The following is a 20,330-nucleotide window of genomic DNA, read 5'->3' as shown; positions in this document are numbered from 1 at the left end:
TTTAGATAGAAGTAGGGAAAGAAGACATCAAAAGGTGTCTTCTTTTTTTGATTAGACGGATAAATGGGGTTTACTATGTTGAAGGAGGAAACACTAAAATTGCTGAAGGTTTTGCCCACCTTTTTAAAAAGCTTGGCGGTCGTATTCTTAATAATACAGAAGTAAAACAAATTGTCACAAAAGAGAAAAAGGCAAAAGGAGTTCTTCTTCAAAATGAAGAAATCATAGAAGGGGAAAAAGTGATTGTAAACGGTGATTTACTTTCTTCCTATGAGCGACTTTTACCAGAAGAAGAACGTCCCTCTTACAAGAACCGTAAAATCTCGAGCTATGAACCGTCTGTTTCTGCCTTTCATGCTTCACCACTCCCTAGTTTTTTCAAATACTTAATTCTTGCCCTTTTTGCCTTTTTTATTATTACGGTTATTTTAGTTGCATGGATTAAACGAAACAAAGAAGCAAACATTTTTGGAGAGGAAACGCTAGCTTCATCCTATCATGTATTCACACCGCAAAAAAAAGAGGAAGTTGCAAGCTGGTCCTTTTTTTCGTGTCTTCATGTAGCAGTAGAATCGCTTGTCTATTTTCCATTTTTTTATTTCCTATATGTTCACATTTTTCATGTAACGAATATATGGCTTGTACTCGTTTTTATCACGTGCGCTTACTATGTGGTGCAGCTTGCGTTTTCGTATGATCGGTTAAGCATTCAGCCATTTATTATCGGGCTCTTTTTGTCATCGCTTTATGTGTTGACAGAATCTGTTTTGCCACTTTTGCTCTTTTACATTTGCAACTTTGTTTTGGAAATTTATCATGTGGAAGAAGAATTCCAAAGACAGAAGCAAGCTTAGAAACGCTAGCTTTTGTTTTTTGAGTTGTTCTTTTTAAAAAGGGTATACTGATTTATAACTACATAAAAGAGGGGAATTTATTATGAGATTATTTTCACATAATGACCTGGATGGAGTAAGTCCAGCTATTTTAGCTCTTCGTGCGTTTTCAAAGGAAAATGTTCATTATTCATGCGTTGGCATTTATAAAATTGATGAAGTAATTGAAGAGTATTTAGAAGAAAATGAAGATATAGAAGAAGAAATTTATATTACAGACATTTCGGTTAATGAAGAAGTGGCTGCAAAATTAAATGAACGCGTACAACGTGGACAAACGATTCTTCTGTTTGATCATCATTCATCAGCAAAATGGCTTGATGAAACCTATGAATGGGCTACAGTAAAAGCAGTGGATGAAAAGGGACAAAAAACGTGTGGGACAGAGCTTTTTTACCACCATCTTCTTAAAGAAGGGAAATTACAACAAACTTCTGTGATGTCTGAGTATGTTGAACTTGTTCGTCAATTTGATACATGGGACTGGTATGAAAATAATAATGAAAAAGCGAAGAAATTAAATCATTTGTTTTATTTAATTAAACGAGAAGATTTTATTGAAACCGTATTAACCGCATTAGATAAAGAAGAAGAATTTGCATTTACAGAAGTCCATGAAACCATTTTAGCTCTTGAACAAGAAAAAATTGATCGCTATATCCATAATAAAAGTCATCAAATGATCAAGGAACAGCTAGAAATTGGAGAGACGCAATATACTGCTGGAATTGTATTTGCAGAGAACTACCAATCAGAGCTTGGAAATGCCCTTTGTGTAGAAGACGAAGAGCTCGATTTTGTAGCTCTAATCGATATGGGAAAACGCCGTATTGGTTTTAGAACAGCAAGAGATAATGTGAATTTAAGCGAAATTGCCGCTCGTTTTGATGGAGGAGGACATCCAAAAGCAGCAGGATGTTCCTTAGGAAAAGAAACGTTTGATCTTTTTGTTCTTCATACGATGTTTTCAGAAACAGAAGCCTAAGAGTTTATCTTAGGCTTCTAAGTCGTGAATGGGAATTTCAGAGAGGGAATGCTGAGAGGATTTTGATAACGAGATCTCGAGCAGTCCTTTTTGATAAGTTGCTTTTGCGCCTTTTTTTCGCACGCTCGAAGGAAGAGATATTTCTTGCTGAAATTTTTTCTCTCCATTACTTTCAATAAAACAGGAGAATGGACTGTGAGAAACCTTTAGATTAGCTAATGTAGAACGGTCTGGAACTTTTACTTGTATGATACAGCTATCATGCGTTTGAAATATATCATACATAAGCGCTGTTTCACCTTCTGAAGTTTTAGTATGGGACATTTGCAACGCTTGTTTAAAGAAATCATTATTTTTAATGAAGTCTGGTAAAGGCTGTGACATTGCAGAGGATAGCACGCTTTTTAAATATTGATCCGTCTCTTTATTGTTTTGCTCTTTTCCTTGTTCAAAAGGCCAAGAGTTAGATTTCCATGGAAACACGCTTTTTCCTCCTTAGTATCTTATTCTCCTTTACTATATGGCAACGTACCCCTAAAGGTTATTTCTGTACTTGGTCCTTTTTCATTGATATGATAGTTATAAAACCCGATAAGTTTACAATGATTTGAACGGAGCGTGATTTTGTGACAGCAACATTTATCAAAACAGACTTTCAAAAGGCATGGCTACAACGACTTAATCCCCTTATAGAAGAATTTGCAAGCAATGGATCAGAAATTGATGAAAAGTCTCTTTTTCCAACTGAACATATTGAGAAATTAAAGAAAATTGGTTATACGTCTTTATCCCTGCCTAAAGAAGCAGGTGGGGAAGGATTAGCGCTTTATGATCTTCTTCTTTTTCAAGAGAAAATTGCAAGTGGAGATGCTTCGACAGCTCTTGCTATCGGCTGGCATATGGGAATTACAATGGATTTAAATGATAAAAGGAATTGGCCTGAAAACACTCTTCATACTATGTTTCAAGAGATTAAAAATAAAAAACTTTTAAATGGAGCAGCGACAGAGCCCAAAACAGGAAGTCCAACGCGAGGAGGACGCCCTGAAACAACAGCTATAAGTCAACAAGATGGTTTTCTTATGAATGGTCATAAGACATTTACAACAATGGCTCCTGCCCTAGATTATTTTCTTGTGAAGGCATGGATAGAAGAAGAAGGAGCAGTTGGAGAGTTTATCGTGCCTAAAACGGCAAAAGGGGTTTCAATCGAAGAAACATGGGACATGATTGCTATGCGAGGTACAGGTAGTCATGATTTGCTTTTAGAGAATGTTTTCCTTGAGAAGAATAAGCTTGTTCGATTATTAAAAGGAGGAAATAAGCGTGAAGCAAGCGGCTGGCTTTTGCATATTCCAGCATGTTATTTAGGCGTGGCACTCGCTGCTCGAAACTATGCTATAGAATTCGCTAAAACTTACTCTCCTAACAGCATAGAAGGCACGATTAGCACATTACCAAACGTCAAAATGGGAATTGGAGAAATGGAATTAGAGCTTCTAAAAGGACGTCAATTTTTGTATGCTGTCGCGTCAAAATGGGACGAATGTGAAACAAAAGATGAAAAAGACAGCTTGCTTGAAGAGCTTTCAGCAGCAAAGCTTATCGCGACGAATTGTGCTATTAATGTCGTAGATAAAGCAATGCGCATTGTTGGAGCAAAAAGTTTACAGCGTACAAATCCACTTCAACGGTACTATCGCGACGTACGTGCAGGATTGCACAATCCACCTATGGATGACATGACAATTATGAATTTAGCGCAGTCAGCTCTAGAAGAGTAAAAAGACCTTTTTCAGAAAGGTCTTTTTTATGTTTTTTGACAGAAAGGAAAATCTTTCTTATAATTATCTTTTATTGCATTAATTTAGAGAAGGTGGCAAATTTGAACTATTCTACACATGTGGCAACATCACTTGCTGCCGGTACATATCTTACAACGGTTACGAACGTGCCTTTTTCTGTTGCTTGCTTAGGAGGAATTGTGATTGGAAGTTTGCTTCCTGACATTGACGAGCCAAATTCTTTTGTAGGGCGCCGAACGTTTGGTTTATCAAAACTAATCAAAAAAACGTTTGGGCATAGAGGGCTAACGCATTCGCTTTTATTTTGGCTTTTGTTTTCGCTTCTTTATTACAAGTTTCAGAATGATTTCACCCTTGGATTGAGTTTAGGGTATGTTTTTCATATTATTGGGGATTTCTTCTCTAGGCAAGGTGTACCGCTTTTCTTTCCGTTTACAAAAAAGAAGTTTCGTGCACCACTTACGTACAAAACAGGAACGGTTCAGGAGAGAGCACTTCTTGTTGTAGCACTTGTTGCTTTTGTATATATTGTGTACAGATATAAACTGTTTGTGACGGTTTTTTAACTATTTATATAAACCATCCGCCCTTTTTATGCATATGTTATAAAAAAGGGCGAAAGGGTGGTAAGAAATGGTCATGCAGTTGTTTGCTTCTGTTATTATTTTAATTTTAGCAGCTTGGTTAATGGTACATTTATTAGATGATGGAAAAAATGAGGAGATTCATTTAACGCCCAAGCGATTATTTCGCTTCTTGCTTGCCCTCATTATTTTAGCTGTGACCGTGACGATGGTTGTTTCTCTTTTAGTTATGTAAAAGCATCCGTTTGGGATGCTTTTTTATTGCAAAAATGCAAAAAGTTCGTAATGTCTCCGTAATGAAAAAGGGGTTGTAAGTCATATAGCAAGTGAGTAAAATAAAAGAGTAGATGAAAATAGGGAGGATCCTATGGTGAGGAGAATATTATTCGTCACGATGTTGCTTCTGCTCGCAATTTTTGCCATTGATCAAGGCTTAAGCGAAAAAAATAAATTATTTCTCGAAAAACAAATCATCGCAGAAGCACAGGAAAGTCATATTATTGATTTTGATCAAGCTTTTGATTTTAAATGGGACAACCTATATGTATTCCCAGGAAATACGTCTGTGAAAGAAATTAACAAAACATTAGGCTTTGCTTGGCCAAATGCTAGTTCCACAGGAATCTCAAAAAGCGACAGCCATCAGCTTATCGTGTTCGTTAAAGATAATAAAGTAACTCGGTATGCTAAAGTACCGTCTCAGTACGGAACGCTTACTCCAACAGATGATGAAAATGTATATAAATTTACTTAATAAAATCCCCCTTCTTTAAGGGGGATTTTTAGTTATCCAGCTTGATTTTGGGTGAAAGTTGGTAAAAATGAGGACTTCGAAGCCCTTGATTTCCAAACATAACATTAAATTCAAAAGGTGCATGTTGCCATTACAAATGGCAACATCAAAGCCAGTATGGTTAATATTCAGAGAAGAATCGGTTTTTTGAACAAGATCAAGCGCTTCTGCTGGAATGCCTTCGTATGAAATTCTCCACGTATCCGCCAGTACGCTTCCATAATATGCCCACCAACCAATACGATACATAGTTCACGTCAATTGGAAGATATGCTTGAACATATAAAACGTCTCTTGTTGAGCAGTATGTTAAGAAATTCTCCTTTATATTCAAACTTACGTTCAAGTTTGATGTAAGTTACATTCTTCATCCCGATTGTACAATAAGGGTTAAAACTAATCCCCATGCTGAAATAATTATATACCGACTTTTTGAAATTTGGATATGAGAATGTGAACAAAGTGAAAGGAAATAATTAGCTGGTAGCTCGTGGTTTCTTATTCATATTTTTAGGAGGCTTTGTTTCAATCATAGATTGATCAATACTTGCTTTTAGCGCTTCCATCATATGAGCAATTGTTCTTTCTTGCTTTGGCTTTTCTTCTTTTTCATGGATATACTTAAGAAGCGCTTCTTGATAGTCATCATGAAATACTTCTGGCTGAAAAGGTTCTGTTAAGTTTTCGATAAGGTCTACAGCAAGCTTTTGGTCTTGACCTGAAACCTGATTTGATAACCTATCGTCTCTTACATGACGTATATTTTCATAAGGATGAAGAGTGTGAAGAGCTAATATGTTTTCATAGGCGCGAATAACAGCATATTGATCGCTTGAATATAAAAATATCTTTGTCAAAGCAAACGTATTTGTAGCTTGTAATGCCGCTCGAAGAATTTCATAGGCTTTAATGTTTTCTTTTAAAGGAAGTACAAAAAAAGTTTTATTATAGTAAAGAGGATCAACCTCTGCTTTTTTTAGAAAATGAAAGATGGAAAGTTCTTTACCTAAGAAAGGAGCTTTTACCATATTTATTTCTTCCTCTTCTAGCTGAATAAAAGTTCCGTCTTCACGCTCATACCCACGAACTAAATCATTGTGGTCAACTTCTACATTACAGTGTGGACAAATTCGTTTCTGTTTGATCGGTGTTGAGCATTCTCGATGAAGCAATCGGAGCTTAACATCAGAATTTTCAACAGCTGAATGAAGTCTAATAGGTACTTCAATCGTTCCAAAATGAAGCTGACCTTTCCAAATTGTATGAAGCATATTTTCACCTCTTTTCCATATTGTTTCTCTTTCATTTTAGATTTATAACATGAGTTTTAGGATAAGTTGCTTTTTTTGTATAAAAGTACCTAGTTTCTCTCATTCTAAACAATGAGAAACCAAAAAGAAGGTGTAATAGATGGATTTGTTAAAGAAACTAACAGAAACACCAGGAGCTCCTGGATTTGAAAAGCACGTTCGTAATATTATGGAAGAAGAACTGACATCTTGTGGGGCAGAGATTGTATATGACGGTCTTGGTAGTATTTTTGGTGGGAAAGAGGGAAAGGAAAATAAAGTTAAAGTAATGATCGCTGGCCACATGGATGAAGTAGCGTTTATGGTTTCTGAGATTACAAAAGACGGTTATTTACGTTTTTCACCGCTTGGTGGATGGTGGGATCAGGTTCTCTTATCACAGCGTGTTCAAATTGTAACAGAGAAAAGGACATTCACAGGAGTTATTGGTTCTAAACCACCCCATATTTTACAACCTGAGGAACGAAGTAAGGTATACCCCATTCGTGAGATGTTTATTGATATTGGTGCCAAAAACAAAGAACAAGTAAAAGAATGGGGCATTCATCAAGGAGATCCTATTATTCCTATTTGTCCTTTTGAAATGCTCCCAGATGAAGATACAATCTTAGCTAAAGCCCTTGATAATCGAGCTGGTTGCTATCTTGCGCTTCAGTCTTTAAAAGAGCTTGGAGAGGATCATCCTAATATGGTGTTTGCTGGAGCAACTGTTCAGGAAGAAGTAGGTTTAAGAGGAGCGGGAACTTCGCCTTACATGATTGACCCTGATGTTGCTATTGTGTTGGACGTTGGGATTGCAGAAGATGGACCAGGCATGGGAGGAGAAGACAAACCGAAGCTTGGAGGAGGCCCCCTTATCAGTTTTTTAGATGCTTCAATGATTCCAAACATCCCGTTTCGTAATCTTGTCATTCAAACAGCAGAAGAGCAAAATATTTCTTATCAAACTGAAATTATGACAGGAGGAGGAACAGATGCAGGGAAGCTCCACCTTTATAAACAGGGAGTTCCGACCATTGTCATTAGTGTTGCAGCCCGCTATATACATAGCCATGTTTCAATGGTAAGTAAGCGAGATCTTGAAGATGCTACAAAGCTCATCGTCGAAGTTGTTCGGAAGTTGGATGAAAGAACAGTTGGGACGTTTTCTACAGAGTAAATAAAAAGCCGCTTAAGTTTCTAAACTTAAGCGGCTTTTTGTTTACCCCTTTTTTCTTGGATTTTTGTAAAAAGAAAGAGAAAGGGGGGGGAATGCACATTTTTGTACCGATATTTAATAGAATTCATATAGTAGAGTATAAGCATTTTTCATAGAAATAGAAAAGAATGAGGTGGTGAAAACATGGTAAAAGTGATGCTTGATCCAGGACATGGTGGAACAGATCCAGGTGGAGTAGCCAATGGACTTCAGGAAAAGAATTTAACACTAAAAATCGCTATATATACAAGAGATTATTTGCTTGCTAACTACCGGGGAATTGTTGTACGAATGACGCGTTCTGACGATCGGTTTATATCTCTTAATAGCAGAAGTCAACAAGCTAATGCTTTTAAAGCGAATCTCTTTGTTTCCATTCATATTAATTCAGGTGGAGGGACAGGCTTTGAAACGTACCGATTTACAGGGAGAGCGAGTTCAACAACCCTCTCTTTACAGAGCAATCTTCATTCTGAAATTTTAACAGCCATGAGGTCGTTTGGAAATGTAGGAGACAGAGGTCAAAAACAAGCAAACTATGCAGTTCTTCGTCAAACAACAATGCCTGCTAATTTAACGGAAAATTTATTTATTGACCGAACAGCAGATGCAAATCTTTTGAAAAATGAAGCGTTTTTAAAAGCGGTAGGAGAAGCTCATGCCCGAGCAATTGCCAAAACACTAGGTGTTGCACCAATTTCTCAGCCAAAACCGACGCCAGCGCCGGAGCAGCCGGGGGAAAATGAAGGAGGAAGAACGTTGAACTTACAAGAGTGGCAATGGAAAGAGCTTGCAGAAGTTTATGCCAAAGCAAACCAAAGCGGTGTTTTAAAGAGCGATCAGTGGACAAAAAAAGCTCAAAATAAAACATTGACTGTTGATGAAGCCATCTTTTTAAACGCTATCTTAATTGGGCGATAGAAATGGAACGTAAAAAGGTGACAATCTTGTCACCTTTTTTACCTTATAGCCAAGTGATTTTTGGCTCTGTTTTGTTTAAAATACGTTTCATATTGGCAAGATGGCGGTAAACTACAATAAAAGCAATGAGACCCATAATAATACGAAGTGGAATATCATCAACAAAAAATGTATAGGCGAAAGCAAGAACGGCTGTAATGACGGAGGATAGGGATACATATTTAGATAGATAAAGACAGATGATGAAGCATACAAGAATCCCGACAAACAGCAGCGGCGTATATCCAAGAAGAATACCTGCGCTCGTTGCAACCGCTTTTCCACCGCGGAATTTTGCAAAAAGAGGGAAAACATGTCCTACAACTGCAAAAATACCAAAGAATAATGCATTCATATCAGCACCAACAAGAAGTGGAATGACCGTTGCGACAGTTCCTTTTAAAATATCAGCTACTGTTACAATAATACCAGCTTTTTTTCCTAATGTACGGAATGTATTTGTGGCCCCTAAGTTTCCACTTCCGTGTTCTCGAATATCAATGCCATAGCCTACTTTCCCAACAATTAAACCAAATGGAATAGAGCCGAGAAGATAAGCAAGTACCAAAAGAAAAATGGTCATGTGTTAAGCTCCTTTATATGTATATGTTCACTAATTTACACTCGTTCACATACAAGTTCATCTCATTTTATCATGAAATATTATATTGTTAATAGAAATATTTCATAAATGTATGGCAAAATAGTAAAAGCTATAATAAATTTATAAGCTTTGAAACAAAAACTTAAGAATAAACGTTTTATGAAGGACATTAACTTATGGCAAATTGGACAACTTTTTTGAAATTAACAGGATTTTCGTTTAATCTAAAGAATAGCTAAGGAGTGAAGAACATGAATATACCTTCTCGAGAAGAGCTTGGAAAAATATTGAAAGATAGCAAAAAGATTGCGGTTGTCGGTCTTTCAGACAATAAAGATCGAACATCTTATCTTGTATCAGAGGCTATGCAAAAAGCAGGGTATGAAATTATCCCAGTAAACCCGAACGTAAAGGAAGTACTCGGTGTTCCTGCTGTTGCCTCTCTTACTGATATTAAAGAACATGTTGATATTGTAAACGTGTTTCGCCGCTCGGAACATTTAGTAGACGTTGCAAAAGAATTTTTAGAAATTGATGCAGATGTGTTTTGGTCCCAGCTCGGAGTTGTAAATCAAGAAGCATATGATCTGCTTGTTTCCAAAGGATACAAGCCTGTTATGGACCGCTGTATTAAAGTTGAACATGCTTTAACAAAATAAACCATAACCCGATGTCATATGACATCGGGTTACCTGTTAGTGTTATGCTACAATAATATAGAGAAAAAGGCTTATTATAGCTTGTTTATGAAGAACGCCGTTTTCATTTTAAGCAAGTTATGGTAAAATACAAAACACACGTTCCCTTTTTGTTTTAATATAAGAAAAGACATCATCACATATCATTTATAAATTGTGAGATATTAGGGTAAAATGTGTTGCTATACATAAAGAAGTTGTTTGAAAGGGGAATGTTGCTTGACTACGAAACAATCATTTAGTTACAACGAAGATGCGATTCAAGTGCTAGAGGGGCTTGACGCAGTACGAAAACGTCCGGGAATGTACATTGGAAGTACAGACAGTCGCGGACTTCATCATTTAGTATATGAAGTGGTAGATAACTCAGTCGACGAAGCACTTGCTGGTTTCGGAGATTATATAAAGGTAACGATTCACAAGGATAATTCAATTTCTGTAAGTGATAAAGGGCGCGGTATGCCAACAGGAATGCACAAATTAGGGAAACCGACGCCAGAAGTTATTTTAACTGTGCTTCATGCAGGAGGGAAATTTGGACAAGGCGGCTATAAAACGAGCGGAGGTCTTCACGGTGTTGGGGCCTCTGTTGTGAATGCCTTATCAGAGTGGCTCGTTGTTACCATCAAGAGAGATGGTATTAAATACGAACAACGTTTTGAAAATGGCGGAAAACCCGTCACAACGCTTGAAAAGATTGGAAAAACGAATCAAACGGGAACAACCATCCACTTTAAACCAGATCCAACTATTTTTTCTACAACAACTTATAACTATGAGACACTAAGTGAGCGCTTACGAGAATCTGCTTTCTTATTAAAAGGCATGAAGATTGAAATCATTGATGAGCGACATGATGAAAAAGCGCTCTATCATTATGAGAATGGAATTGAAGCTTTTGTTCAATATTTAAATGAAGATAAAGATATCCTTCATTCAGTGTGTTCTTTCGAAGGGGAGCAAAATGGAATTGAAATTGATTTTGCCTTTCAGTTTAATGATGGATATTCAGAGAATATTTTATCATTTGTTAACAATGTTCGTACAAAAGATGGAGGAACGCATGAGGCTGGTGCTAAAAGCGCAATGACGCGTGCGTTTAATGAATATGCACGCAGAACAAACTTGTTGAAAGAACGTGATAAAAACCTTGAAGGGACAGACATACGCGAAGGGCTTGCTGCGATTGTTTCTGTTCGTGTGCCTGAGGAGCTTTTGCAGTTTGAAGGGCAAACAAAAGGGAAGCTTGGTACAAGTGAAGCACGTTCTGCCGTTGATGCTGTAGTTGCAGAGCATTTATCTTATTATTTAGAAGAAAACGCAGATGTAAGCTCTATGCTTGTCAAAAAAGCAATTAAAGCACGTCTTGCAAGAGAAGCAGCTCGCAAAGCTCGTGAAGAAGCGAGAACAGGCAAGAAACGAAAAAAATCAGAGGCTGTATTAAGCGGAAAATTGACGCCTGCTCAATCGCGTAACCCAAATCGAAATGAACTTTACCTTGTTGAGGGAGACTCAGCAGGAGGATCTGCTAAACAAGGTCGTGATCGTCGCTTTCAAGCTGTTCTACCGCTAAGAGGGAAAGTCATTAATACCGAAAAAGCAAAGCTTGCAGATATATTTAAAAATGAAGAAATTAACACGATCATTCATGCAATTGGTGCTGGCGTTGGGCCTGAATTTTCGGTTGGAGATACAAATTACGATAAAGTTGTGATTATGACAGATGCAGATACGGATGGGGCTCATATTCAAGTTCTCCTGCTTACTTTTTTCTATCGCTATATGAAAGATTTAATCGAAGAAGGAAAAGTATTTATCGCTCTTCCACCGCTTTATAAAGTAAGTAAAGGAAGCGGTAAAAAAGAAGTCATTGAATATGCATGGAGTGATGATGAGCTTCAAGGAGCCATTAAAAAGGTCGGAAGAGGCTATATGATTCAGCGTTATAAAGGTCTTGGGGAAATGAACGCTGATCAGCTTTGGGAAACAACGATGAACCCTGGCACGAGAACGCTTATTCGAGTACGTATTGATGATGCGGCACGGGCTGAGCGTCGCGTTACAACACTTATGGGTGACAAGGTAGAACCGCGTCGTAAATGGATTGAAAGCCACGTAGAGTTCGGGCTTGACGAGGATCCAAACATTCTAGATAACGAACATGTAACGGTCGCGGAGGAGGAATGAAAATGGAACAAACAGAACGCTATTTAGATTTACCATTAGAGGATGTTTTAGGTGACAGATTTGGTCGCTATAGTAAATATATTATTCAAGAACGTGCACTGCCTGATGCGAGAGACGGATTAAAACCAGTGCAGCGTCGTATTTTATATGCGATGCACGTAGATGGAAATACGGCTGAAAAAGGATTTCGTAAATCTGCTAAAACAGTGGGAAATGTTATCGGTAACTATCACCCGCACGGTGATTCATCTGTTTACGATGCAATGGTCAGAATGAGTCAAGATTGGAAAGTACGCAATGTTTTAATTGAAATGCACGGAAATAACGGAAGTATTGATGGAGACCCTCCAGCTGCAATGCGTTATACAGAGGCACGCCTATCTTCTATTTCACAAGAGCTTTTACGGGATATTGATAAAAACACAGTAGAATTTGTCTCAAACTTTGATGATACAAGCACTGAGCCAACCGTTTTACCAGCTCATTTTCCAAATTTACTTGTAAATGGATCAACAGGAATTTCAGCTGGTTATGCTACAGATATTCCTCCTCACAATCTTGTGGAAGTTATCGATGCTGCAATCATGAGAATTGACAAAAAACAAGCTACAGTAGAAGAGCTTATGAGCGTCATTAAAGGACCGGATTTTCCAACGGGTGGTATTATCCAAGGTGTAGCAGGAATTAAAAAGGCATATGAAACAGGAAAAGGAAAAATCATTGTTCGTGGTAAAGCGAGTGTTGAAAGCCTTAAAGGCGGAAAAGAACAGATTGTCATTACAGAAATTCCATATGAAGTAAATAAGGCAAATCTTGTGAAGAAAATGGATGAACTTCGTCTAGATCGCAAAGTAGAAGGAATTGCGGAAGTGCGAGATGAGACGGACCGCACTGGTCTTCGCATTGTAATTGAGCTTAAAAAGGATGGAAATGCTCAAGGAATTCTGCATTATCTTTACAAAAACACGGATTTACAAATTCCATACAATTTCAACATGGTTGCTATCCACAAAGGACGTCCAAAATTAATGACGTTACCAACCATTTTAGATGCATATATTGATCATCAAAAAGAAGTTGTGATTAATCGTTCGAAATATGAGTGGGAAAAAGCAAAAGAACGCGAGCATATTGTAGCAGGACTTATTAAAGCTCTCTCTATACTTGATGAAGTGATTGCCACAATTCGAGCTTCAAAAGATAAAAGAGATGCGAAAAATAACTTAATTAAAAACTATGAATTTACAGAAGCTCAAGCTGAAGCTATTGTATCTCTCCAGCTTTATCGTTTAACGAACACTGATATCACAGCATTAAGAGGAGAAAGTGAAGAGCTACAGCAGAAAATTGAAGAGCTTGAGCAAATCTTGAATAGTGAACAAAAGCTTCTCTCTCTTATTAAAAAGGAACTTCGCCAAGTTAAGAAAACATATAAAACAGATCGTTTTACAGCAATTGAGGAAGAGATTGAAGAGCTAAAAATTAATTTAGAAGTGATGGTACCGTCAGAAGATGTAATGGTAACGGTAACGAATGACGGATATGTGAAAAGAACAAGCCTTCGCTCTTACAATGCTTCAAATGGCCAAGATTTTGGTATGAAAGAAACAGATCATATTTTAGGCTGTTTTGAGGTGAATACAACTGAAACTCTTCTATTATTTACAAATAAGGGGAGCTACTTATATATGCCAATTCACGAGCTTCCAGATATCCGCTGGAAAGATCTTGGACAGCATGTATCAAGCCTTATTCCTCTTGATAAAGAAGAGCATCTTATTCAGGCATTGCCAATTGAGGACTTTAAGAAGGAGGATTATCTTCTTTTTGCAACAAAGAACGGTATGGTGAAAAGAACGGAGTTAAAAAGTTTTAAAGCCCAGCGCTATTCAAGACCGTTAATGGCTTTAAATGTTAAAGGAGACGACGAAGTTGTTTCTGTGATGCGTACATCAGGTAATAGTCGCATTTTACTTGGTACAAAGGCAGGCTATATTTTACTTTATAATGAGGAAGAAATCAATGTTGTAGGACCACGGGCAGCAGGAGTAAAAGGAATCAATCTGAAAGATGAGGATGTTGTTATAGGGGCTGAAACGTTTATAACACAGCATGAGGAAACACAGGCCATCTTTGTTACGCAAAGAGGAGCCGTTAAGAAAATGAACTTAAAAGAAGTGGAGCAAACATCAAGAGCAAAAAGGGGAACAATGATTCTCAGAACGGTTAAATCTAATCCTCATAACCTAATTGGCTTTACAATTGTAAAGGAAAACAGAGCTATTAGGATAGAATCAGCAAAAGGAATGTCTGAAAAAGTAATTCCAGCTAATATTCGTGTTAGCGAGCTGTACAGTAATGGTTCATTTATAATGGATGAAGCTGAGGTTGGAAAAATTATTTCGATGTGGATAGAGAAAGAGTCGTGAGTTTTCGCGACTCTCCCTTAAAACAGCATTGAAATATATACTGTTAACGCAGTTATATGAATAACACCAAAAAGAGCGAGTATTTTATACCGCTCTTTTTTTGTTGAGCAGTTTTGCGCAATGAAAGAATGAAGCTTTCGTCCAATTGAGGTTGTAAGCCCCAATGTAAAAGCAAGATAAAGGAGAATTTGAAAAAAAGGGAAAGAAGGGGAGCGTAAAGCACTAATGAGGGGAGAAAACACAAGAGAATGCCAAGAAGTATAAAAAAGAAGACTACATACACTAAACAAAAAGAAAGAACGTAAAGTATGAATATTCATTAGAACACCTTCCAATTTATGTTTAATTTTATTATACAAAAATAATAATTGTTAATTCAAGTTTTTGAGTAAAAAAGAGGGATGTGAAAAACTAATCATAATTTTTTTAGGAGAATAATAAACTTTGATATGAGTACATTGGAGGAGGAGAAGCATGAACATCCAATATCTTTATACACCACAACAAATCCACGGCTCAGTTGATATCCCTGAATGGGGGAAAAAAGCTTTTGCAAAATTTGAACGAGAAGTACTTATCGAAAACTACCCTTGTCAAGCTGCTGTTGATGCTTTTAAAGATGAGATGCTTTATTTTACTTTTGTAGATTCTATTTATAAATATTATTCGCTTAAGCAGTTTGCTGAAGGGATTAAACATTATGTTGAAAAAATAGCTCCACAAAATAAAAAAACGGCTCTTATTGCACTTTTTAGAGAGCGTGGGCCTGTTCAAGATATAAAAGAATATGAACGACAGTTTTGGGATACTATTCAATATTTGCACGTTGTTGATGAAGGAGGATGGCCTCAGCATATCGCTAAAACCCCTAATCATCCAAACTGGCAGTTTTGCTTCGCTGGACAGCCATTTTCTCTTATCTGTCAGACTCCTGCACATGAGAAACGAAAAAGCAGGTATAGTCCTAATTTTACAATTGTTTTTCAACCAAGAGAGATTCTAAAAGAAGAAAATGAAGAGTTGAGGGACCTTGTAACAGGAGTGAAAAAAGAAGTTATAGCGTATGATCAAATTTCTCCACACCCAGCACTTGGATGGAACACATTACAGCAGCAAAAAGAATGGCGAAAATACTTTTTACGTGATACAAATGATAGACCTGTTGGACAGTGTCCATTTCGAGCAAAGACTGAAAAATTTCAGTCCACAAGAAAAGATCGTTAATTAACTATTTTTCTCTCTTTTCTTTTTTTATAAAATGTGCTGAAATAAAAGGATAAGGATAAAAGGGGAGAGAGAGAATGAATATTAGGTATGCAGTAGAAAAAGATTTACAAGGGATTGTAGACATCTATAATGATGCAATTGAACATACAACGGCAACGTTTGATCTAGAGAAAGTAAGTATAGAGGACAGAAAAGGATGGTTTGATGAACATGTTCACCGCTATCCACTTATTGTTGCAGTAAAAGGGGAGAAAATTATAGGATATGCTACACTTTCTCCCTATAACAAGAAAGAAGCGTATAGCAAAACGGTAGAACTATCTGTTTATGTGGATAGAGAGGAACGTGGCCAAGGAATTGGACGTGCCCTAATGGATGAAATACTACACTTAGCTAAAGAGAATGAACATCGTGCTGTTATTTCACTCATTACAAAAGGAAATGAGCATAGCATTAGCATGCACAAAAGATATGGTTTCTTCCTATGTGGAGAGTTAAAGGAAGTTGGCTATAAATTTGATCAGTGGCAAGATGTGCTCTTGTACCAACTTTTAATAAAATAAAGAAAAGACCGCAAGTTAACGAGTCTAAGAGAATATACTGTATAAAAAGCAGTAGAAATGAGAGAGGAGTCGTTAACATTGGGGGAAAATAAGTACAATACACATCATAAAGTTGCAAACGAAATTAGCGGAAAACGAAAACTTAAAGCTAAGCTTCTGACTGAAAAGATTCAGAAAGCATTACAAAAATATGAAAATGAAAAGACTAAGCGTGCATAACGCTTAGTCTTTTTCATGTTGAGCAACTACACACATTGTACGGCATAAAAAAGATAAGATATCAAAGAGAGTGTGTACATACATTGTTGAAAATTCTTTTAATTCTAACAGAGTAAGCTCCTCGTTTTCAGGGTTTTCTCTTAATATATCTAGAAGTTCCTTTTTGTAGTGACGAAATTTGATTTCTATAATCCACCTTTCCGTTTTAGAGATGTGAACTAAAAAAGCAAGATGATCGTTTGTATCAATCTCAAAAATACTTTGAGAAAAAGCGACTTTAACGATGGCACGATCTTTTAAAGAAGGATGATCTAGAGCAAGGGTATGATCAGGAACTTTACGGAGCATTCCAAGGCTGCTATAAAGATGATATAAGCAATTCTGATCATATCTATATATGGAATAAGGATTGCCAAATTCTAAGTCTGATAGTGTTAAAGTTTCTTTTTTTAAAAGTTCTACTTTTTGTAAAAAGCGAAGTAAAAGATGATGAAGATCTCGGTACTCGTTTGTCATTTTTTCTCCGAATATTTGAAGCTCCTCCATATTCTCTTGAGCTTGAGAAAGAAGCCCATAAAAATCACGATTAAACTCGTTTGCTTTTGCTAACTTTTGGAGGAGATTATCTCGCTCTTCCTGCCATTTTTCTACAAAGTGAGCAAGCTTTTCTCCTGTTAGTTTCTCCTCTTTATCTGCAAGCTTTTCTATACCTTCCTTCATTTCACTAAATGAAAAGTATTCTTCGTCTAAAAGAGTTTGTATTGCTTTATATTCAGATCTGTATTTTTTATAAATATGAAAATGAAAGTGCTCTGATTCGGGATTGCTCATACTTGTGATTGTATAAAAACGAAGTGCTCTAAATCCATTGACAGATATCATAAGAAAGAGAAAGATAAAATGAAATTCTTTCGGGATACTCTGAAAATTAAAAAAAGAGAAAAGCCAAGATAATGTTAAAAAGAGGTTTCGCCAATCACCAAGCATTTTCATTCCTACAAAGAAAAGAGAACGCATCATATAAAGAAAAAGGGAAAAAGGCGACACATCGGCTTCTGTTTCTTTCTTTTTTGTACGCATTTTCTCAATAAAAGGATCTGTATGCAAGATAAGTTTTTTTATATAAGAAATCATGCGCTCTTTAGAAGTCATCTCTCTTCACCTCGTTCTCTTTGATATCTTGGAAAAGCCCTATCATAAATAGCGTATGAATGAAATAAAATGTCATGACAGGATTCTTTTCTTTTTTGTTGAAAAGAAAGACGAGCTCTTTTTTATGGAAAAGGATATATAAAGGGTAAACGTGAAAAACACATTTCCAGTTAAGGGGATGAGAAGATGGAGAAAATTACGTTAGAAAAAGTGGTCAAAAAGCATTGGGACAACTTTTCAATTTTAAGCGCCCTCTATTCTCTTTCAGAAAAAACGGAGTGGGATTATAAAGAGCATGGGGCTGTTATAGAAGCATTAAGAAGAACGGATTCAACGCTTGAAAAAAAACAAAATAGCGAAATTAAGCTTTATATTGCTAATATGTCACAACATCATATACAGCTTATAGTGAGGCATCTTTGCAATCTAGCCCAACATGTTTATTATATAGAGGGAAAAATCGATAAGAAGTACCCTATTTATGGCCACTTATTTCAAAAGGGAGAAGAAAGTCGTTTAAAGGCTATTTAAAATTGCTGCGATGCTCGCAGCAATTTTTTTATGGAAAAGGTGATCTAAATGAAGAAAGGTCCTAATAGCTCAACGAACAAGAAGAAAACAACATGACGGGTCTCATACCAATGTTAAGCGTCACGCTAAACGGAAGTTTAAATGACTTACATGATGTAGGAATTAATATTAGCGATTTATAATAGTCAATTTGAAGAGAAAAAACTTGTAAAGACATCGTAAGCTTTCTAGAATAATAGTCCTCATAGATTGAAGAAAAGAACGCCTTTAGTGGCGTGCTTTTCTTTATAAAGAAGAGGAAAAACACTTATTTTGACTGTTTCTGTCGAGGAAAGAACAGGGGAGTTAGGGAAAAAGGCTCTCATTTTTTAGGTATAAACATGAGATAATTGAAAAGTCAGAAAAGTTTGCAAAAGGAGGAATTTTATGAGAAAGACTTTATCTAAATTTTTAACAGTCTTTATTCTTTTTTCTCTTACGCTAGGGGGCAGTTTATCTAGCGTATCTGCTAAAAGCACGTCTTCTCTGCCTGTAAGCAAAGTTGATGTTGGAAAAGAAGGCATGGTAGCAACAGCAGAGCCTTATGCAACTCGAGTTGGTCAAGAGGTGCTTGAAAAAGGTGGAACAGCTGTTGATGCAGCGGTTGCCGTTCAGCTTGCTTTAAATGTAACAGAGCCGATGATGTCGGGCATTGGTGGCGGAGGATTTATGATGGTTTATGACGGCAAAACAAAGCAAGTATCTATCATGAACAGCCGGGAAAAAGCGCCAAGTGATGCAACAGCAGATCTTTTTCTAGACGAAAATGGAAAAGCTGTTCCATTTAAAGAACGCCATACCTCAGGGAAAGCTGTGGGAGTGCCAGGTACGCTCCTTGGACTCGAAGAAGCACATGAAAAATGGGGAAAACTGAAGTGGAAAGCTCTTGTTAAGCCTGCTGAAAATCTTGCAAAAGATGGATTTAATGTGAGTACTACGCTTTCAGATAGTATTGAAGATAGTAAGGACAAGCTGTCGGAAGAAGCAAAAAGGGTGTATGCACCAAATGGACAAGTTTTAAAGGAAGGAGCACTTTTAAAACAAAGGGATTTAGCTAAAACCTTACAATTAATTGGAAAAGAAGGCTCTCAAGCTCTTTATGATGGAGAATTAGGAAAAGCCATTGTAAAAACAGTCAAAGATCATGGCGGAAGTATGACAGAAGAAGATTTGAGAAATTATACAGTGAAAGAACAAACGCCAATTAAAGGAACATATCACGGTTATGATATTATCTCAATGCCTCCCCCAAGTTCTGGAGGATTGACGGTTTTACAAATTTTAAAAATGCTTGAGCCTTATGATATTAGTCAGTATGGTGCACGGTCGAAAGAGAAGTACAATCTTGTCGCTGAAGCAATGCATCTCGCTTTCGCAGACCGAAATAAGTATATTGGTGACACGGACTTTGTGAACGTTCCCATTTCTGGCATGCTTAATGAAAACTATTTAGCAAAACGAAGTAAAGAAATCGAGCTTTTGAAAGCAAATAAAAATGTAAAACCAGGAGATCCATGGAGTTATCAAGGAGGAAAACCTGAAACAGAATACGTGCCGAAAAAAGATGACAAAGAAATTGGGCAAACAACGCATTTTACAATTGCTGATAAGTGGGGAAACCTTGTTTCCTATACAACAACAATTGAACAAGTTTTCGGAACAGGAATTATGGTACCTGGCTATGGAGTAATGTTAAATAATGAAATGACCGATTTTGATGCTTATCCAGGAGGGCCAAATGAAGTCCAGCCAAATAAGCGTCCGATGAGCAGTATGTCGCCGACTATCGTTCTAAAAGATCACAAGCCTGTTATGACAGTAGGATCTCCAGGAGGACCGACTATTATCGCTTCTGTTGCTCAAACATTGATTAATAAAATTGACTACGGTATGTCGGCAGAAGCTGCCATTGAAGAACCACGTATTTATACTCCGACATATCCGAATATTAGATATGAAAAAGGAATTCCATCTGAGACAATAAAAGAGCTTGAAAAGTTAGGATACAAATTTGATGATGAGCCAGAAGAGATTGGAAATGTACAAACAATTGATATTTATGATTCTTTTTATCTGGGTGCAGCTGATTCATCAAGAGTTGGTAGTGCAGCTGGAGTGGACACTGTAAAAGGTAAATAAAAAAACAGCAGGGA

At 36.9% G+C, this 20,330-nt stretch carries 22 protein-coding genes; 16 read left to right on the top strand and 6 right to left on the bottom strand.

The window, feature by feature from the left end; translation table 11 throughout:
* Positions 1-47 precede the first annotated feature (47 nt).
* Positions 48-854 (top strand): phytoene desaturase family protein, encoded by an 807-nt coding sequence (locus tag ACK3CR_RS18080; RefSeq protein WP_488975897.1) that lies wholly within the window; start codon positions 48-50, stop codon positions 852-854.
* Between the two features lie 82 nt (positions 855-936).
* Positions 937-1,878 carry a DHH family phosphoesterase gene (locus ACK3CR_RS18075; RefSeq protein ID WP_328122699.1) on the top strand — a complete coding sequence of 314 codons (942 nt, stop codon included), beginning with the start codon at positions 937-939 and terminating at the stop codon, positions 1,876-1,878.
* Between the two features lie 9 nt (positions 1,879-1,887).
* Here ACK3CR_RS18075 and ACK3CR_RS18070 read toward each other — a convergent pair whose 3' ends face one another.
* On the bottom strand, positions 1,888-2,361 hold the full coding sequence (locus ACK3CR_RS18070) for an Hsp20 family protein (protein ID WP_488975896.1): 474 nt from the start codon (positions 2,359-2,361) through the stop codon (positions 1,888-1,890).
* A gap of 143 nt (positions 2,362-2,504) precedes the next feature.
* On the opposite strand from ACK3CR_RS18070, the gene ACK3CR_RS18065 reads away from it, so the two are divergent.
* The 4 genes from ACK3CR_RS18065 to ACK3CR_RS18050 all read left to right on the top strand — a co-directional run bounded on the left by ACK3CR_RS18065 (position 2,505) and on the right by ACK3CR_RS18050 (position 5,021).
* Positions 2,505-3,662 (top strand): acyl-CoA dehydrogenase family protein, encoded by a 1,158-nt coding sequence (locus ACK3CR_RS18065; protein WP_243519089.1) that lies wholly within the window; start codon positions 2,505-2,507, stop codon positions 3,660-3,662.
* A gap of 101 nt (positions 3,663-3,763) precedes the next feature.
* Positions 3,764-4,249, top strand: a complete 486-nt coding sequence (locus ACK3CR_RS18060; RefSeq protein ID WP_019392284.1) for a metal-dependent hydrolase — start codon at positions 3,764-3,766, stop codon at positions 4,247-4,249.
* Between the two features lie 67 nt (positions 4,250-4,316).
* Positions 4,317-4,502 carry a hypothetical protein gene (locus tag ACK3CR_RS18055; protein WP_061804027.1) on the top strand — a complete coding sequence of 62 codons (186 nt, stop codon included), beginning with the start codon at positions 4,317-4,319 and terminating at the stop codon, positions 4,500-4,502.
* Between the two features lie 132 nt (positions 4,503-4,634).
* Positions 4,635-5,021 carry a hypothetical protein gene (locus tag ACK3CR_RS18050; protein ID WP_328122701.1) on the top strand — a complete coding sequence of 129 codons (387 nt, stop codon included), beginning with the start codon at positions 4,635-4,637 and terminating at the stop codon, positions 5,019-5,021.
* A gap of 15 nt (positions 5,022-5,036) precedes the next feature.
* On the opposite strand, the gene ACK3CR_RS18045 is transcribed toward ACK3CR_RS18050, so the two are convergent.
* A complete protein-coding gene (locus ACK3CR_RS18045) occupies positions 5,037-5,309 on the bottom strand; it encodes a hypothetical protein (RefSeq protein WP_243519091.1) in 273 nt (90 codons plus the stop codon).
* Positions 5,310-5,536: 227 nt separating this feature from the next.
* Positions 5,537-6,331, bottom strand: coding sequence for a non-homologous end joining protein Ku (gene ku, locus ACK3CR_RS18040; protein WP_243519092.1), 795 nt, complete (start codon positions 6,329-6,331; stop codon positions 5,537-5,539).
* Positions 6,332-6,470: 139 nt separating this feature from the next.
* On the opposite strand from ku, the gene ACK3CR_RS18035 reads away from it, so the two are divergent.
* The gene (locus ACK3CR_RS18035; protein WP_328122703.1) at positions 6,471-7,529 is read left to right on the top strand and encodes a M42 family metallopeptidase; all 1,059 of its coding nucleotides are present in this window, start codon (positions 6,471-6,473) and stop codon (positions 7,527-7,529) included.
* Positions 7,530-7,712: 183 nt separating this feature from the next.
* On the top strand, positions 7,713-8,489 hold the full coding sequence (locus ACK3CR_RS18030) for an N-acetylmuramoyl-L-alanine amidase (protein ID WP_430237106.1): 777 nt from the start codon (positions 7,713-7,715) through the stop codon (positions 8,487-8,489).
* A 43-nt stretch (positions 8,490-8,532) separates the two neighbouring features.
* Here the strand turns inward: ACK3CR_RS18030 and plsY are convergent, their stop codons facing one another.
* Positions 8,533-9,111, bottom strand: a complete 579-nt coding sequence (gene plsY, locus ACK3CR_RS18025) for a glycerol-3-phosphate 1-O-acyltransferase PlsY (RefSeq protein ID WP_019392290.1) — start codon at positions 9,109-9,111, stop codon at positions 8,533-8,535.
* A 272-nt stretch (positions 9,112-9,383) separates the two neighbouring features.
* On the opposite strand from plsY, the gene ACK3CR_RS18020 reads away from it, so the two are divergent.
* From ACK3CR_RS18020 to parC, 3 genes are all read left to right on the top strand, one after another.
* The gene (locus tag ACK3CR_RS18020) at positions 9,384-9,791 is read left to right on the top strand and encodes a CoA-binding protein (RefSeq protein ID WP_243519097.1); all 408 of its coding nucleotides are present in this window, start codon (positions 9,384-9,386) and stop codon (positions 9,789-9,791) included.
* A 258-nt stretch (positions 9,792-10,049) separates the two neighbouring features.
* Positions 10,050-12,017: a DNA topoisomerase IV subunit B gene (parE, locus tag ACK3CR_RS18015; protein WP_488975895.1), complete on the top strand. Its 1,968-nt coding sequence runs from the start codon at positions 10,050-10,052 to the stop codon at positions 12,015-12,017.
* A gap of 2 nt (positions 12,018-12,019) precedes the next feature.
* Positions 12,020-14,446 carry a DNA topoisomerase IV subunit A gene (gene parC / locus ACK3CR_RS18010; RefSeq protein ID WP_488975894.1) on the top strand — a complete coding sequence of 809 codons (2,427 nt, stop codon included), beginning with the start codon at positions 12,020-12,022 and terminating at the stop codon, positions 14,444-14,446.
* Positions 14,447-14,463: 17 nt separating this feature from the next.
* Here parC and ACK3CR_RS18005 read toward each other — a convergent pair whose 3' ends face one another.
* Complete coding sequence (locus ACK3CR_RS18005; protein WP_243519107.1) at positions 14,464-14,766, bottom strand: hypothetical protein; 303 nt, start codon at positions 14,764-14,766, stop codon at positions 14,464-14,466.
* A 154-nt stretch (positions 14,767-14,920) separates the two neighbouring features.
* Between ACK3CR_RS18005 and ACK3CR_RS18000 the strand changes: the two genes are divergently transcribed.
* From ACK3CR_RS18000 to ACK3CR_RS17990, 3 genes are all read left to right on the top strand, one after another.
* Positions 14,921-15,670 (top strand): YqcI/YcgG family protein, encoded by a 750-nt coding sequence (locus ACK3CR_RS18000; RefSeq protein WP_328122705.1) that lies wholly within the window; start codon positions 14,921-14,923, stop codon positions 15,668-15,670.
* Positions 15,671-15,747: 77 nt separating this feature from the next.
* Entirely contained in the window at positions 15,748-16,236 is a 489-nt protein-coding gene (locus ACK3CR_RS17995) for a GNAT family N-acetyltransferase (RefSeq protein WP_019392296.1), read from the top strand.
* Between the two features lie 78 nt (positions 16,237-16,314).
* On the top strand, positions 16,315-16,455 hold the full coding sequence (locus ACK3CR_RS17990; protein WP_019392297.1) for a hypothetical protein: 141 nt from the start codon (positions 16,315-16,317) through the stop codon (positions 16,453-16,455).
* Between the two features lie 3 nt (positions 16,456-16,458).
* Here the strand turns inward: ACK3CR_RS17990 and ACK3CR_RS17985 are convergent, their stop codons facing one another.
* Positions 16,459-17,607, bottom strand: coding sequence for a hypothetical protein (locus tag ACK3CR_RS17985; RefSeq protein WP_488975893.1), 1,149 nt, complete (start codon positions 17,605-17,607; stop codon positions 16,459-16,461).
* Positions 17,608-17,793: 186 nt separating this feature from the next.
* Here ACK3CR_RS17985 and ACK3CR_RS17980 point away from each other — a divergent pair, with 186 nt between their 5' ends.
* Both ACK3CR_RS17980 and ggt read left to right on the top strand, forming a co-directional pair.
* On the top strand, positions 17,794-18,138 hold the full coding sequence (locus tag ACK3CR_RS17980) for a hypothetical protein (protein WP_430237098.1): 345 nt from the start codon (positions 17,794-17,796) through the stop codon (positions 18,136-18,138).
* Positions 18,139-18,564: 426 nt separating this feature from the next.
* Positions 18,565-20,316: a gamma-glutamyltransferase gene (gene ggt / locus ACK3CR_RS17975; protein ID WP_430237095.1), complete on the top strand. Its 1,752-nt coding sequence runs from the start codon at positions 18,565-18,567 to the stop codon at positions 20,314-20,316.
* Positions 20,317-20,330 lie beyond the last annotated feature (14 nt).

Source organism: Priestia sp. TRM10 (genome assembly GCF_057808375.1).
Note: the sequence above shows the minus strand (reverse complement) of the source record. Positions and strands in the feature narration are given on the sequence as shown.

Coding starts and splice junctions, on each gene's coding strand:
- ACK3CR_RS18000 (WP_328122705.1), top strand. CDS start 14,921: ATGAACATCCAATATCTTTATACACCACAACAAATCCACGGCTCAGTT.
- ACK3CR_RS18035 (WP_328122703.1), top strand. CDS start 6,471: ATGGATTTGTTAAAGAAACTAACAGAAACACCAGGAGCTCCTGGATTT.
- ACK3CR_RS18005 (WP_243519107.1), bottom strand. CDS start 14,766: ATGAATATTCATACTTTACGTTCTTTCTTTTTGTTTAGTGTATGTAGT.
- ACK3CR_RS17995 (WP_019392296.1), top strand. CDS start 15,748: ATGAATATTAGGTATGCAGTAGAAAAAGATTTACAAGGGATTGTAGAC.
- ACK3CR_RS18055 (WP_061804027.1), top strand. CDS start 4,317: ATGGTCATGCAGTTGTTTGCTTCTGTTATTATTTTAATTTTAGCAGCT.
- ku (WP_243519092.1), bottom strand. CDS start 6,331: ATGCTTCATACAATTTGGAAAGGTCAGCTTCATTTTGGAACGATTGAA.
- ggt (WP_430237095.1), top strand. CDS start 18,565: ATGAGAAAGACTTTATCTAAATTTTTAACAGTCTTTATTCTTTTTTCT.
- ACK3CR_RS18050 (WP_328122701.1), top strand. CDS start 4,635: ATGGTGAGGAGAATATTATTCGTCACGATGTTGCTTCTGCTCGCAATT.
- ACK3CR_RS17980 (WP_430237098.1), top strand. CDS start 17,794: ATGGAGAAAATTACGTTAGAAAAAGTGGTCAAAAAGCATTGGGACAAC.
- ACK3CR_RS18075 (WP_328122699.1), top strand. CDS start 937: ATGAGATTATTTTCACATAATGACCTGGATGGAGTAAGTCCAGCTATT.
- ACK3CR_RS18020 (WP_243519097.1), top strand. CDS start 9,384: ATGAATATACCTTCTCGAGAAGAGCTTGGAAAAATATTGAAAGATAGC.
- parC (WP_488975894.1), top strand. CDS start 12,020: ATGGAACAAACAGAACGCTATTTAGATTTACCATTAGAGGATGTTTTA.
- ACK3CR_RS18045 (WP_243519091.1), bottom strand. CDS start 5,309: ATGTATCGTATTGGTTGGTGGGCATATTATGGAAGCGTACTGGCGGAT.
- ACK3CR_RS18030 (WP_430237106.1), top strand. CDS start 7,713: ATGGTAAAAGTGATGCTTGATCCAGGACATGGTGGAACAGATCCAGGT.
- ACK3CR_RS17985 (WP_488975893.1), bottom strand. CDS start 17,607: ATGACTTCTAAAGAGCGCATGATTTCTTATATAAAAAAACTTATCTTG.
- plsY (WP_019392290.1), bottom strand. CDS start 9,111: ATGACCATTTTTCTTTTGGTACTTGCTTATCTTCTCGGCTCTATTCCA.